This is a genomic window from Stenotrophomonas sp. YJH_SMC_12-1, assembly GCF_059370935.1.
Window position 1 is genome coordinate 322,067 of record NZ_JCAFUD010000004.1, and the last position, 13,759, is coordinate 335,825.

A 13,759-nucleotide genomic window follows, 5' to 3' on the forward strand; every position below is an offset into this window, starting at 1 on the left:
GCGATGAGCTACACCCCCGACAACACCCAGCTGCTGAACGCCATGCAGAACGTCATGGTGATCTCCACCACCGACCTGCAGGGCAACATCACCTATGCCAACGACCTGTTCTGCACGCTCACCGGCTTCGCCCGCGAGGAACTGATCGGCCAGCCGCACAGCATCGTGCGCCACCCGGATGTGCCCAAGGCGGTCTACAAGGACATGTGGGACACCATCAAGGCCGGCAAGACCTGGACCGGCATCGTGCCCAACCTCGGCAAGGGCGGCGTGCTCTACGTGGTCGACACCACCGTGCAACCGCTGTTCGACGCCGACGGCAACATCACCTCCTACATCAGCATCCGCCGCGTGGTGAACGACCTGATGCAGAACTACGACCTGGTCGAGTTCAGCAAGGAAAAGTTCGACGACTTCTACGAGGCCGCGTGAACGCTCTCCCGACCAGTGCGCCCTTCAGCCGTCTGCTGGTGGGTTTCGCGTCCGAGTCGGGCAATGCCCGCGCCCTGGCCCAGCGCCTGGGCGCGGACCTGCAGCCGCACGCGCCGCAGGTGCTCCCGTTCAACGACATCGAGGTGGCCAGTCTCGGTCACGGCGACGTGCTGCTGGCGATCTCCAGCTCGTTCGGCGATGGCGAACCGCCGGCCAATGGCGAACAGTTCTTCGAAACACTGCGCCAGACCCCGACGCTGGCTGGGCTGCGCTATGCAGTGTTCGGCCTCGGTGACACCGGCTACCCGAGCTTCTGCGGCTTCACCAAGGCGCTGGATGCTGCACTGAGCGAGCGCCAGGCGCAGCCGCTGCTGCATCGGGTGGACGCCGACCTGGGCTACGAGCAGTTCTTCCAGCAATGGCGGCCGGTGCTCGGCCAGGTGCTGGAGGGCGACCTCAACGCTGGCCAGGACCTGCGCCTGCAGGTCACCGCCTATGGCGAAGACAATGCGTTTGCCGCCCCCATTCTCGAACGTCGCCGCTTGAACAGCAGCGACCCCGCTGCCTGGCACCTGCAGCTGGACATTGCCGGCAGTGGCATGGCCTACCGCGCAGGTGACACCCTGCACGTGGTGCCCGAGAACGATCCCGCCCTGCTGCAGGCATTGGCTGCCTGGTATGGCGACACCGCCGCCGTGGCCGCCCTGCACGACCGCGAGCTGCGCCTGCTGAGCAAGGGCGTACTGCGCGAACTGGCCAGGCTCGGCGGCAGCGAGGTACTGAAGGGCCTGTTGAAGGTCAGCCAGAAGCGCGAGCTGGACGCCTACCTGCACGGCCTGGACCTGCTGGACGTGCTGCAGGACCACGCCACCCCGCACAGCGTGCCGCTGGCCAGGCTGCGCGAACTGCTGTCACCGCGGCTGCCGCGTGCCTATTCGATCGCCTCGCACCCGTTCAACGACCAGCTGAGCCTGTGCGTGCGCGAAGTGCGCTACACCCTGCGCGGCCGGGAACGCTTCGGCACTGCCACCGGCAGCCTGCTGCATGGCGGCGACCACGCCCGGGTGTACTGCCGTTCCAACCCCGGCTTCCACCTGCCCGATACCGGCCAGGCACCGCTGCTGCTGGTCGGCACCGGCACCGGCATCGCACCGTTGATGGGCCTGATGCAGGAACTGCAGGCCAACGGCTGCGAACGCGAGGTGCACCTGGTGTTTGGCGAGAAGCACCGCCAGCACGACTACCTGTACCGCGACCAGCTGCAGGACTGGCACACGCGAGGCGTGCTGGCCGGCCTGCATACCGCGTTCTCGCGCGATGGCGCTGAAAAGATCTATGTGCAGCATGTGCTGCAGCAGCGCGCCAGCGAAGTGCGCGACGTGCTGGCCCGCGGCGGGCATCTTTACCTGTGCGGCAACAAGCGCCATCTGGAAGGCGCGGTGCGCGAGGCCATCGATGCCATTGGTGGCGAAGGGCGCTGGGATGCGCTGCGCAGTGAAGGCCGCACGCACTGTGAGTTGTATTGATCCCTCCCATTGGACCGCACGAATCCTGGACCGGTAGAGCCGGCCGCTGGCCGGCTGCCCAGTATCCCTTGGTTCCCGGCCAGCGGCCGGCACTACCATCAGATGTGACCAACCATCGCCGGTGCGTCCATCACGGGTCAACCGCCGACAATGCGACCATCCACCATGCGCGCCACCTGCTGACCGAACATGGCCACGTCCTGTGGATCGTGGCTGATCAACAGCAGCGGGATGCCGGTCCGGTCCAGCACCGTCTCCAGCTCCTGGCGCAAATGCTGGCGCAGGTCATGGTCCAGTGCGGAGAACGGCTCATCCAGCAGCAGCGCCTGCGGCTGCGTCACCAGGGCGCGCGCCAATGCAGTGCGCTGGCGCTGGCCACCGGAGACCTGCGAGGGCAGCAGATCGCCCACCGTGTCGATGCGGAATGCGTGCAGCCACTGCTCCACCGCATCGAAACGCTGGCCGACCCGCGGATTCAGCCATCCCTTCTGCAGCCCGAACGCCACGTTCTGGCGCACGCTCAGGTGCGGGAACAACGCGTAATCCTGGAACACGTAGCCCAGCCGGCGGCGCTGCGGCGGCAGATCCACAGCGGTGGCCGCGTCGAACAGGGTCCGCCCCTGCACGCGCACATGGCCCTGGTCCGGCCGCAGCAGACCGGCCACCGCCTTCAGGGTCAGGCTCTTGCCGGCGCCTGAAGGCCCGAACAGTACCACCTGCCGCTGCGTGCACTGCAGCGATACGTCCAACACGAAATCCTGGCCGGCCGCCTGCAGGCGGCGCTGCACCTGCAGGTCAAGCCACATCGCGCAGCTCCCGGCGACGCCCGCCCACCAGCCGCGCTGCCAGCAACAGGATCACGATGCACACCACCGAAGTCAGGATCACCAGCGCATTGGCCTTGCCATCCTGACCGGCCTGCACCGCCTCGTAGATGGCGATCGACAGCGTCTGCGTCCGGCCCGGAATGCTGCCGGCCACCATCAGCGTCGCGCCGAATTCACCCATCGCGCGCGCAAACGCCAGCAACAGGCCGGCCAGGATGCCACGCCATGCCAGCGGCAGTGTGACGCGGAAGAACACCGCTGCTTCGGACACACCCAGCGTGCGTGCAGCCTGTTCCAGCTGCCCGTCCACTTCTTCGAACGCCGCGCGTGCCGGCTTGAACACCAGCGGCAGCGAAGCCACCGCCGCGGCGATCACCGCGGCCTGCCAGGTGAACACCAGGTTGATGCCGAACCACGACTGCAGCCACGCGCCGATCGGGCCGTTGCGGCCGATCAGCACCAGCAGGTAATAGCCCAGCACCGTCGGTGGCAGCACCATCGGCAGGGTCAGCAGCGAATCCAGCAGCTCGCGGCCGGGAAAGCGCCGCCGCGCCAGCAGCGCGCCCAGTGCCACGCCCAGCACCAGATTGATCGCGGTGGCCCAGCCGGCCACCTTCAGCGACAACCCCAGTGCGCTCCAGTCCAGATCCATGCGTCAGGGCTTGCCGAACCCGTGCTTGGCCAGGATCGCCTGGCCCTGCGCCGAACGCACGAAGGCGGTGAAGCGCCTGGCTTCGGCCGACTGCGCGCTGGCCCTGGTCACCGCCAGCGGATAGGCAATGCGCCCCGCCACCGGAACCGCGAAGGCACGGCGCACCCGGTCGGGCATCGCCCGTGCGTCGGTGGCATAGACGAAGCCGGCGTCCACTTCACCGCGCGCCACGTAATCCAGCGACTGGCGCACGTTCTGCGTGGTGATGGTCTTGCCCTGCACCGACGGCCAAAGGCCCGCTGCTTCCAGCGCGCCCTTGGCATAGCGGCCAACCGGTACGCTGTCCGGGTTGCCCAGTGCGATGCGTTGCACGCCGGCACCGGCCAGGTCCTTCAAGGTACGCGGTGCAGCCTTGGCCTGCGGCGGTACCACCACCCACAGCGCGTTCACCGCGAACACCTCGCGGGTACCGGCCGCCAGCAGGCCCTGCTGCTGGGCCTGGTCCATCGTGGCTTCATCGGCCGACGCGAACACATCCACCGGCGCACCGCGGCTGATCTGCTGCAGCAGCACGCCGGACGCGGCGAAGTTGAAATCCACCTTGGTTCCCGGGTGTGCCTTCTCGTAGGCGGTGCCCAGTTCGCGGAAGCTCTCGGTCAGGCTCGACGCCGCCGACACCGTCAAGTCGGCCGACCAGGCCGGTACTGCAGCCACTATTCCCAGCACCAACAGCCCCGCTCGCATCATGGGTCGGCCCCTCGCTTGCCTGATCAGTCCAGTCCGGATTCCCGAGCCACGGCCAACGCCGCCAGCCGTTCGGGTTGCAGCAACAGCATCTCACGTTGGTTCACCGCAATCACACCCTCGTCGCTCAAGCGGCGCAGTACCCGGCTCACTGTCTCCGGCGCCATCCGCAGGTAGTTGGCAATCTCGGTACGGGCCATGCTCAGGTTGAAACGGGTGGCGGAGAATCCGCGCCGGGCATAGCGCTCGGAAAGATCCAGCAGGAACGCCGCCATGCGCTCCTCGGTGCGATGGTTGGCAGCCAGCGTGGCCACCTTGCCGATCTCGGCACTGAGCAGGCTGAACAGCCGCGCCTGCAACCCCGGCATGCGGGTGGCCAGCAGGCTCAGTCGCGGGAACGAGATCCGGCACAGGTAGACGGTGTCCAGCGCCACGGCGTTGCAGGGAAAGCGCGCACCATGGATGGCATTGAGCCCGATCACCTCGCCCGGCAGGCTGAAACCCAGCACCTGCTCGTTGCCCTGGCTGTCATCGACAAAGGTCTTGACCATGCCCGCGCGGACCGCTGCGATCGAGTCGAACGGATCGCCCGCACGGAAAAGATAGTCGCCGGCCTGGAACGGGCCGACGTGATCGACCAGCACATGCAGTTCACCCAACGCGGCCTTGTCGTAACCCTGCGACATGCAGGCGTCGGAGAACGCACAGGTACTGCAGAAGTGCAGCGCGTCTCCGTCATCGGCCGCTGCCGGATTGGGCGTGGCCGGTCGGGACGCAGAGGGAGCGGAGGGGTCCAGGGGCATTGCAGCAACGCAGGAACGAAGGCCCCCATCATACGACAGCGCGCCACCCGGCCCTGCGCAACCTGCGCCTACTCCGGCGCAGGTTCAGCACGTCGTTGCGGGCCACGCTGGCGTACGCTGTCGCGCACGTCCACATCGAACTGCAGCTGAAGCATGCTGTCGTCATCCAACGCGATACCAAAGCCCAGCCCATCGCGGCAGGGCAGCCGACCCGCCAGCGACTCAACGGCCTGGCGCGGCAGTACCAACCGGCAGAATGCCCCACCATCGAGCAGCACGGCCTGGTCGCCGGCATGCAGCGACAGCGCCACGCCCCAGCCACCGCTGCCACCAAAGCGCGTCAGGTTCTCAACCGATTCACCGGCCAGCAATCGTGCCAGTTCTTCTTCATCCACGCGCAGGCGCATCGATTGCTGTTGCAGCTGGACCTTCATGCTGTGATGGACTCCCATTCCGACGGGGTATTGCAGTTGAGCAGCAACGCCTGATCCTCCGGCGCCAGTGGCAACCGTGTCACGCCCAGGCGTTCCTGCAGGGCGCGCAGTGAACGGCGCGCCGTCGGGTCATCGATCAAGGCCTGCAGCACGCGGCGGCAATGATCATCGATCTGCAACCGCATCGGCAACGGTTCATCGTCGAATACCGTGCAGGCGCGCGCTTGATCGGCCTGCAGGCGCTGCAACAGCGCGGGTGTCACCCGCGGCGTATCGACCGGCACCACCCAGGCGGGGCCATCGGGCATCTGCATCGCCACACTGTAGAGGCCGCCCAGTGGGCCGCAGCGTGCGACCCGGTCCGGGATGCCACCAAACGCCGGGTAGTCACCGCTCACCCACACCCGCCCGGCGCCCGCCTGCAGCAACAGCCCCCGCATGTGTTCCAGCAATGTACGGCCCTGCCAGGGCAGCAGTGCCTTGTCGCGGCCCATGCGGGCGGACAGGCCACCGGCCAGCACGATGCCGTTGATGGTCATCGCAGTAGAGCCACGCCATGCGTGGCTGCGCCGGCCGGATGCGCGGGAAAGGCCTCTTCCACGCATGGCGTGGATCTACTGAATCCCGCGCCCTGAAGGGCGCGGTCAATGCCCGTGGTCATGCGTATGGTCATGGGAGTGCGAAGGTTCACTTTCCGCATGGCACAGACTGCAACCTTCGCTCCACTGGCTGTCGCCGTCCTCGTAATGCTCCTGCTTCCAGATCGGGCACTGGTGCTTGACCACCTCGATCAACTGCCGGCAGGCCCGGAACGCTTCGTCACGGTGCGGGCTGCCGGCGGCCACCACCACCGCCACATCGCCGATGCCGAGCCGGCCCTTGGCATGCGCCACATACAGCTTCAGCTTCGGACCGAACGTGGCTTCGACCTCGGCGGCCAGGCGCTTGAACTCGTTCAGCACCAGCGGTTCGAACAGATCGTAGGTGATCCCGGTCACCCGTCGGCCCACATTGACATCGCGCACCTTGCCGATGAACACGTTGATGCCGCCGAAGCCAGGATCGGACACTGCCGCGATGCCCTCGGCCGGATCGATCGCCGCCTGCGCGCGATCCACCACCTTGGCGATGATCATCTCGCTCATCGCTCAGCCCCCACTCACCGGCGGCAGGATCGCCACCCGGCCATCGTCGGGCAGCGCCTCGTGGTCGCGCAGCACGCGTTGCTGGTCGGCGAACGCCGAATAATCCAGCAGGCCGGCACGGAAACCCGGCCAACGCAGCGGCAGCAGCTCGCGCAGCGCCTGGCGCAGATCGGCCACGGTGCCACCGGCCACGTCCACGGCAATCTCGCGGCTGGCATCCAGATCGGAAAACGCACCGAACAATTGCAGATTCACCTGTCTCATCACGGCTCCTGGCTCGCCAGCTGCACAGGGTCCTGATGACCCCAGCCCTGCACGCGCACTGGCGTGCCGGCAGGGGCGAGACCGCCCTCGCCTTCCAGCACCACCCAGGCGTTGGCCTGCAGCATGGACATCAAACGGAACGACTCCTGCCCGGCCAGCACGCGCGCACTCAGGCGGCCCTGCGCGTCCACTTCCACCCGGGCCCGCGCATGAAAGCGCAGGCCCGGCGGCGTGCGCACGTCGGCCTGCAGCGGCAACGTCAGCACCTGCTCGGGTGCCAGCCCCAGCAGGCGGCGCAGCACCGGCTCGACAAAGAAGCGCTGGCCCACGGCAGCGGAGACCGGGTTGCCCGGCAGGCCAAAATACAGCGCGCCATTGGGCAGCACCGCGAACAGCAACGGCTTGCCGGGGCGGATCGCCACCTTGTGGAACACGATGCGCGCCCCCCGGCCGCGCAGCGCGTCGGGAATGAAATCGTAGCGGCCGGCCGACACCGCGCCCGTGCTGATCAACAGCTGCGCACCCGCGTCCAGCGCTGCATCCAGCACCGCATTGAACGCGGCCACGTCATCGCCCACCGTGCCCTGCCAGACCACCTCGGCACCGGCGGCCTGCAGGCGGCCGACCAGGTACGGCCGGTTGCTGTCACGGATCTGACCGGATTCCAGCGCCTGCGCCGCCTCGGTCACCAGTTCCCTGCCGGTGGCGATCACCGCCGCCTTCGGCCGTGCCACCACTGCCACCTCGCCCACGCCGATGGCATGCAGCAGGGTGCGCGCGTTGATGCCCAGCAGCTGCCCGGCCCGCAGCACGCGCTCGCCGTCGCTCACATCCTCGCCGCGCAGGCGCACGTTCTGGCCCGGCTTCACCGATGTCTTCAGGGCGATGCGGGTCGGGCGGCCGTCCTCGCTGGCGAGGATCTCCACATTCTCGACCGGCACCACCGTATCCAGCCCAACCGGCATGCGCGCACCGGTCATGATTTCCCAGGCACCCTCGCCGCCTTCGGCGCCAGCATCGCCGGCCGCCTGCCAACCCTGCACGGCAAATTCGGTACCGGCCTCGAACGTCGCGCCGTTGGCGCGCAGCGCGAAGCCGTCCATCGCCGAATTGTCGAACGGCGGCAGCGACTGCCCACTGAGGATGTCGCTGGCCAGGGTACGGCCTCTGGCCTCATGCAGCGGCAGACGTTCGGCCGGCAGCGGCGTGGCCGCGTCCAGCAGGTGCTGCAGGGCTTCGCTGTAGGTGATCATGCGTGGCCATCCCCCTCGACCATCGCCAGGGCATGGCCCAGTACCGGCGCCAGGATATCCAGGCACTGCGCCGCCGCCTTCGGGCTGCCCGGCAATGCAAACACCAGCATGTTGCCCAGCTGTACCACCTCGGCGCGGCTCAGCCAGGCCATCGGCGTGTGCTGTGCGCTCAGCGCCCGCACCATCTGCGCCAGGCCATGCACCGGCCGCGCGTTCAAGGAACGCAGCGCTTCCGGGGTCAGGTCACGCGGGCCCAGCCCGGTACCACCGGTACACAGGCACAGGCGCACGCCCTCGGCAGCCAAGGCCTGCAGGCGGCCCGCCAACGGCTCGATGCCATCGGGCAGCACTTCGGCGGCCACTACGTCGCCATCCAGCTTTCTCAGGCCGGTCACCAGGGTCGGGCCGGACACATCCTCATAAGTGCCTTCGCTGGCGCGATCGCTCAGCGTAATCACCGCGCAGGCCGCACCCTCCAACCCCTTAGGTGCACGTGGGTTGAAACGCACGCGCTCGGTCTCGTCCATGCCATCCGGGTGCAGCCAGACGCCGCGCTTGCCGCCCTCCTTGAACAGCAGGCGGATGCCTTCGATGCGCAACGCCGGCTCCACCGGCTTGCTCAGGTCGTACAGGGTCAGCAGCGCCGCGTTGACGCCGGCCAACGCTTCCATTTCCACGCCGGTGCGCGCCTCGCTGGCGCACTCGCACCACACGCGGATCGCCTGCCGCTCCGGCACCGGCGCGCAGAACACCTGCACCAGTTCCAGCGGCAGCGGATGGCACAGCGGCATCAGCATCGAGGCCATCTTCGCGCCCTGCAGGCCGGCAATCTCGGCCATCACCAGCGCATCGCCCTTGGGCAGGCGGCGCTCGACGATCAGCGGATAGGCCACCGGACCGGCATGCAGCTCGCCCACCGCCACCGCACGGCGGCGGCTGATGCGCTTGTTGCGCACATCGGCCATATGGAAGGCCGCATTCAATTCCCCACTCATCGTGTTGCTCATCCTCCGATGGAGGCCAGGTGCGGGGTCAGCCCGGTCTGGCCCTGGTGCAGTCCATGCCCGGCCGCTTTCAGGCCAAGCTGGGCGGTGATGCGTGCCAGCAGCGCGTCATGGTCCTCGTCGCGCTGCAGCAGCGGGCGCAGCGGCACGCCGAACTCGCCGAACAGGCACAGCCGCAGGTCGCCCTTGGCGGTCACCCGCAGGCGGTTGCAGCCCTTGCAGAAGTCACGCGAATACGGGGCAATGATGCCGATGCTGCCGCGATGGTCGGGGTGGCCGAACTCGCGCGCCGGGCCGGCGTCGGCGGCGCGCGGCCGCTCGTGCCAGCCAGCGGCCAGCAACTGCTCGATCACCCGATCGGCGCGCAGGTGATGGCGCTGGAAGTAGGTTTCGTTGTCGCCGGTGCGCATCAGTTCGATGAAGCGCACGCTGAAGGGGCGGTCACGCAGGTAATCCATCCACTGCGGCAGCTCGTCGTCGTTCAGGCCGCGCAGCAGCACTGCGTTGAGCTTGATTGCCGAAACGCCCAGCGCCTGCGCCAGCGCCAGACCCTGCTGGATCTCTGGCAGACGGTCGTGGCCGGTGATTGTGTGGAAGCGCTCGCGCTGCAGGCTGTCCATGCTCACGTTCAGCGCAGTCAGGCCTGCCCGGTGCCAGCCCGGCAGGCGCCTCGGCAACAGCGTGCCATTGGTGGTGATGGCCACTTTGCGGATGCCCGGCACCGCCGCCACGGTGGCGATGATCTCGTCCAGATCCTTGCGCAGGCTGGGCTCGCCACCGGTCAGGCGGATCTTGCTCATGCCCAGCGCGGCAAAGGCCCGCACCAGGCGGCCGATCTCCTCCACCTGCAGGAAGCGCGGGCGGCCATCGGCCTGGTAGCCGTCGGGCAGGCAGTAGCTGCAACGGAAGTTGCAGGCCTCGGTAAGCGACAAGCGCAGGTACGGAAAGCTGCGTCCGAAGCTGTCGGTGAGTTGGCTCATGGCTGTTCCGCCTCCTGGTACCACCCTGCAGCCCTGCCCCTGAACGGGTTGTCGACCCCAGCCCGCAGAGTGCGCTGGGGCGTTGAAAGCGTCAACCCGGGAGCCACGCAGCCTGAATTGGCACCACCTGTCGTGATAGGCCCTCCCCGCCCGTCCCGTTCGCCGTGACAACCTCGACCCCTGTCGCAGATTGCACGCTGCGGGCGGGTCACTACGCCAGCCAGCACTGGCGGGGCTTAACAGCGTAGGACAATGTCAAAAGCGTCTCCAATCGAGTGATGTTTGCAACTCTTCTGATTGGCATTGCACAGCGCCAGGGGCTCAGATGGCGTGCCACCGGAAAAGGGTGGCCGGGCTTCGAACACCCGAGTTGATGTTGATGTATGCGCTTGCCAGCCGGCGCCACCCTAGCGTGGCGCCGGCTGGCAATCCGTCTGCCGGCTATGGCGGGCGGTGCGTGGGGGCCTTCGGGCCCGCCGGACTGACATCAACCCGGTGTTCGAACCACGTACCGTCCGCCACTTTTATGGGTGGCGGCTACCGATTGCCCTCCACGGAGCCTTGCCATGAACGAATCGGACTTCCCGCATCTGCACGCCTACCGCAGCACCGCCGGCGACGACGGTTCGCCTCCGGCTGCGCCAACAGTGGACAGGAACACCTTCATTGCCAATCTCCACCGCATCGGCTCCGGTGCGGCGGCCGACGGACAACCCTGGCCGGAGCGGCATCAGCTGCCCGGGCGCTGCCTGGCCCTGGCCGATGCCGATTGCGCGTTGAACGGGTTGCGGGTGGTGCTGGAAATGCTGCTGGCGGCCAAACGCACCCGGCAGAATGGCGAACCGGAAGAGTACGTGGGCGACCGGGTGATGGAGGGGTTGGTCATGGCCTGCCAGTCGTTGTGCGCGCAGGCGGTGGGGCGGTTGCAGCCCGAAGGGTGAATGCCATGTGCCACGCCCTTCAGGGAGGATCGCTTTCAGCAGGCGTCAGTGCTCGCTGAAAGCGCTCCTCAGATCGATGCCGATGATCGGCGAGAAGTCCACCTTGCACAGCTCCAGCTCGAAGAGCTGATCCTGATTGTCCAGGCACAAGGTGACCCTCACCGGCACGCCGTCGGCATCGGCAAGCATGGCCGTGGCAATGTCACTTCCGAAGACCTGAGTCGTGCTGGACAGGAACACCACGCCCCCGAATCCGACGACCTCCACGTCCTCCACCTGGGCGAGTGCCAGATCCTTCAACAACCGTTCGGACAGCTCGGTCGTCTCGGGCAGAAGCCTGTGGATGAGGGAGACCTCGTCGGGGGTGAGGAATCTGGGCACGGAATGTCCTTCAGGGCACTGCATCCGCCATCGGCAGATGCTCGATCCGCCATGTCCTGGCGTAGATGAGAATGACGCTTCCGGTCGAGCTGGTCTCGATACGGAAACACTTCAGACCGGACAGCGGATAGCCGACCGCCTTCCAACGATCAAGAAGATGAGCAAGTCCCGGCTCGTCATCGTCCACCATGGCGAACTCTATTCCCTCCTCCCCCAGTACGCCGAAGTTCATGAGCGCGGAGCAACCGTAGGCTTCCGGGAAGCAAACGATTGACTCCCGACCATCCGGCCAGCGCACCCGGACCTTTACCTCATCGCACACACCAGGATTGCTCCTGTCAATGTTGAAGGCCAGCAACGTGGCGTCACACCATTCAAGGGAGTTGAAATCTTGGTTCATCTACTGGAATCCGCCAGATTCATACGACGGTGGTGCGACCTCATCCGCCCCTTCCTCTCTCTCCCCGCTCCTGAAGCTCCCCAAGGTTGAGGTCCCGGGCATAGGACCGCCGACTACTGATCCGTACTTCCTTGGATGCGAACCTTCGACCGTCCCTGCATTCGACTGCGAATTGGTAGCTTCTGGGTTCCGGCCCTGCAACGACCATCATGGGGACCGAGAATGTGCTTCCAACCGGTTTCGACGAAACTACACCTTCGCCCTCCCCGAGCATGCTCAGCTCACAATCGAGAGCGCGAACGTCACCCTGACCTGGCGGCACGCTTCCCGAGACGCGCACGATCATATCGCCACCCGATGTTGCACAGCCGGCCAGAACCAGACCGGCAATGACAGCTGCGGCATACCTCACCTTCGCCCCTTCTTCGCATTGTTAATGCACCTGTTGAACGCACTGACGTTCGCATTCACCACGGTCAACAGTTGCCGGATGGTGTAGCTGGCGGTACCTGCCGAGGTGACCAGCGCGATGCGATTACCTATGACGTCATAATCTCAAGCTCCCTTGCAAAGCGGTGGTTGAGAAGGCCCGCTATTCCGGGGACCCGTCTGCAAAATGCCGCTTTCTCCTAAAGGCAACGAGAACGAAGGCTGTCGCAGCCAGGAAGGCACCAAACGCATCCCAGATTCGGCCCAGCCACAGCATCAAAGCGGAAATGGCCAGCCACATTACAGATAGTGCAAGAAACCATCCGCGCGTCAGCTTCATAGGGCTCAATACACAGTTTGAGTTCCAACCATAGCGCAGACGATAGCCAATGCAACCTAATAGATTGCCGGCATCCCTTCCTCCAAATGCTGCAACGCCGGCGACAATGGGCAAAAGCAGCGTCAGATCCGACGCACCAGATGCCGGCAAGGTCAGCCGCGTTGATAGGCGGGCGGAACAACCCGCATCACAGGCGCAGCGACCTCATGCACCATGACTTCCTGCACAGGGATTAGGTGTTATACCTCACTACATTACCAGCACGGCCTGTCGCGAGGTCGGCAGGCTGTGGCACTCCGCTGCAGACCTGACCCATCGGAAGGGCTGGCACGCGTCACGGCCCAAGGGAATGGCAATGAAAAGCAGCCGAGTGACGTTGTGGGCGCTGGCCGCCATGATGGCCGCAGTGGGCACCGCGCACGCAGGGGAAATCCAGGTGGATCGAGGCGCTTACACACTGCAGGCCGAAGAGATGGGGGCCGGCCCGATCACCGTGGTCTTTGAATCCGGTTTCGGGCAGGGCGCGGGGGCCTGGAAGGAGGTGGTTGCCGGTCTGGGGCGCGACTACCACAGCATCGCCTACGCCCGTGCGGGACTCGGGAAGTCCGGCAGCGACGGTCACCCCAAGCGCATCGATGCGCATCTGGCCGACCTCACGGCCGTGATCGATACGCTCGCTCCCGGTCGCCGCGTTGTGCTGGTGGGTCACTCCTATGGCGGCCTGCTGGCCACGGAGTTTGCACGCCGCCATCCGGAGCGCCTGCAGGGCCTGGTGCTGGTGGACCCGGCCACGATGGGTCAGCGCCATGCGTTCAAGCAGGCCGACAGTGCCCGCGTGCAGGCAGATGATGCCCAGCTGCGGGCGATGCTGCCGCCAGCCATGGCCGCCGACTACGCCGTGCTGACCGAACAGCTGGATGCACCCGGTGCGGAAACCCCGCGCACGATGCCGGACGTGCCGGTAGCGCTGCTGACTGCAACGCAGCTGGCTGCCGAACCGCTGTTCTTCGAGGAAACCGCAGCGGGCAAGGCGCTCTGGAAGGCGCAGCACGCCCTGCTCTTCTCGGGGTTCACGCGCGGCTCGCACCGCTACCTGGCAACCGGCCACACCCTCCAGCGCGAGGATCCCGCTGCGGTGGTGGCCGCGATTCAATCAGTCTCCGGCACCTTGAAGTAGCCGTTCCAGGCAACGGCTTCCCCCGTT

Annotated in this window: 17 protein-coding genes; 4 read left to right on the forward strand and 13 right to left on the reverse strand. The window is 66.6% G+C overall.

What is annotated here, in order from left to right:
- Nucleotides 1–3 precede the first annotated feature (3 nt).
- Nucleotides 4–432, forward strand: a complete 429-nt coding sequence (locus AC5P8Y_RS09820; RefSeq protein WP_049403401.1) for a PAS domain-containing protein — start codon at nt 4–6, stop codon at nt 430–432.
- Nucleotides 429–1,958 (forward strand): diflavin oxidoreductase, encoded by a 1,530-nt coding sequence (locus tag AC5P8Y_RS09825; RefSeq protein WP_049403402.1) that lies wholly within the window; start codon nt 429–431, stop codon nt 1,956–1,958. Before AC5P8Y_RS09820 ends, AC5P8Y_RS09825 begins: the two co-directional genes overlap by 4 nt.
- A 137-nt stretch (nt 1,959–2,095) precedes the next feature.
- On the opposite strand, the gene AC5P8Y_RS09830 is transcribed toward AC5P8Y_RS09825, so the two are convergent.
- The 11 genes from AC5P8Y_RS09830 to moaA form a co-directional block, all read right to left on the reverse strand.
- A complete protein-coding gene (locus tag AC5P8Y_RS09830) occupies nt 2,096–2,764 on the reverse strand; it encodes a sulfate/molybdate ABC transporter ATP-binding protein (protein ID WP_049403403.1) in 669 nt (222 codons plus the stop codon).
- A complete protein-coding gene (modB, locus tag AC5P8Y_RS09835; RefSeq protein WP_005409908.1) occupies nt 2,754–3,437 on the reverse strand; it encodes a molybdate ABC transporter permease subunit in 684 nt (227 codons plus the stop codon). The genes AC5P8Y_RS09830 and modB overlap by 11 nt, the downstream gene beginning before the upstream one ends.
- A 3-nt stretch (nt 3,438–3,440) precedes the next feature.
- Complete coding sequence (gene modA / locus AC5P8Y_RS09840) at nt 3,441–4,184, reverse strand: molybdate ABC transporter substrate-binding protein (RefSeq protein WP_049403404.1); 744 nt, start codon at nt 4,182–4,184, stop codon at nt 3,441–3,443.
- A gap of 23 nt (nt 4,185–4,207) precedes the next feature.
- Nucleotides 4,208–4,984, reverse strand: a complete 777-nt coding sequence (locus AC5P8Y_RS09845; protein WP_049403405.1) for a helix-turn-helix domain-containing protein — start codon at nt 4,982–4,984, stop codon at nt 4,208–4,210.
- A gap of 68 nt (nt 4,985–5,052) precedes the next feature.
- A complete protein-coding gene (locus tag AC5P8Y_RS09850) occupies nt 5,053–5,418 on the reverse strand; it encodes a hypothetical protein (RefSeq protein ID WP_049403406.1) in 366 nt (121 codons plus the stop codon).
- Nucleotides 5,415–5,957, reverse strand: a complete 543-nt coding sequence (mobA, locus tag AC5P8Y_RS09855) for a molybdenum cofactor guanylyltransferase (RefSeq protein ID WP_049403407.1) — start codon at nt 5,955–5,957, stop codon at nt 5,415–5,417. The genes AC5P8Y_RS09850 and mobA overlap by 4 nt, the downstream gene beginning before the upstream one ends.
- 105 nt (nt 5,958–6,062) lie before the next feature.
- Nucleotides 6,063–6,563 carry a molybdenum cofactor biosynthesis protein MoaE gene (locus AC5P8Y_RS09860; RefSeq protein ID WP_049403408.1) on the reverse strand — a complete coding sequence of 167 codons (501 nt, stop codon included), beginning with the start codon at nt 6,561–6,563 and terminating at the stop codon, nt 6,063–6,065.
- A gap of 3 nt (nt 6,564–6,566) precedes the next feature.
- On the reverse strand, nt 6,567–6,827 hold the full coding sequence (locus AC5P8Y_RS09865) for a MoaD/ThiS family protein (RefSeq protein ID WP_005409914.1): 261 nt from the start codon (nt 6,825–6,827) through the stop codon (nt 6,567–6,569).
- Nucleotides 6,827–8,080 carry a molybdopterin molybdotransferase MoeA gene (locus tag AC5P8Y_RS09870; RefSeq protein ID WP_049403409.1) on the reverse strand — a complete coding sequence of 418 codons (1,254 nt, stop codon included), beginning with the start codon at nt 8,078–8,080 and terminating at the stop codon, nt 6,827–6,829. Before AC5P8Y_RS09870 ends, AC5P8Y_RS09865 begins: the two co-directional genes overlap by 1 nt.
- Entirely contained in the window at nt 8,077–9,075 is a 999-nt protein-coding gene (gene moaCB, locus AC5P8Y_RS09875) for a bifunctional molybdenum cofactor biosynthesis protein MoaC/MoaB (RefSeq protein WP_049403410.1), read from the reverse strand. Before moaCB ends, AC5P8Y_RS09870 begins: the two co-directional genes overlap by 4 nt.
- Before the next feature lie 8 nt (nt 9,076–9,083).
- Nucleotides 9,084–10,064, reverse strand: coding sequence for a GTP 3',8-cyclase MoaA (gene moaA, locus AC5P8Y_RS09880; protein WP_049432818.1), 981 nt, complete (start codon nt 10,062–10,064; stop codon nt 9,084–9,086).
- Between the two features lie 566 nt (nt 10,065–10,630).
- Between moaA and AC5P8Y_RS09885 the strand changes: the two genes are divergently transcribed.
- A complete protein-coding gene (locus AC5P8Y_RS09885; RefSeq protein WP_049432816.1) occupies nt 10,631–11,005 on the forward strand; it encodes a hypothetical protein in 375 nt (124 codons plus the stop codon).
- A 45-nt stretch (nt 11,006–11,050) separates the two neighbouring features.
- Here AC5P8Y_RS09885 and AC5P8Y_RS09890 read toward each other — a convergent pair whose 3' ends face one another.
- Together AC5P8Y_RS09890 and AC5P8Y_RS09895 are read right to left on the reverse strand one after the other, a co-directional pair.
- Nucleotides 11,051–11,386: a DUF6984 family protein gene (locus AC5P8Y_RS09890; protein ID WP_033835085.1), complete on the reverse strand. Its 336-nt coding sequence runs from the start codon at nt 11,384–11,386 to the stop codon at nt 11,051–11,053.
- Between the two features lie 10 nt (nt 11,387–11,396).
- A complete protein-coding gene (locus AC5P8Y_RS09895; protein WP_049432813.1) occupies nt 11,397–11,786 on the reverse strand; it encodes a hypothetical protein in 390 nt (129 codons plus the stop codon).
- Nucleotides 11,787–12,910: 1,124 nt separating this feature from the next.
- Here AC5P8Y_RS09895 and AC5P8Y_RS09900 point away from each other — a divergent pair.
- Nucleotides 12,911–13,732 (forward strand): alpha/beta fold hydrolase, encoded by an 822-nt coding sequence (locus AC5P8Y_RS09900; RefSeq protein ID WP_049403415.1) that lies wholly within the window; start codon nt 12,911–12,913, stop codon nt 13,730–13,732.
- Nucleotides 13,733–13,759 lie beyond the last annotated feature (27 nt).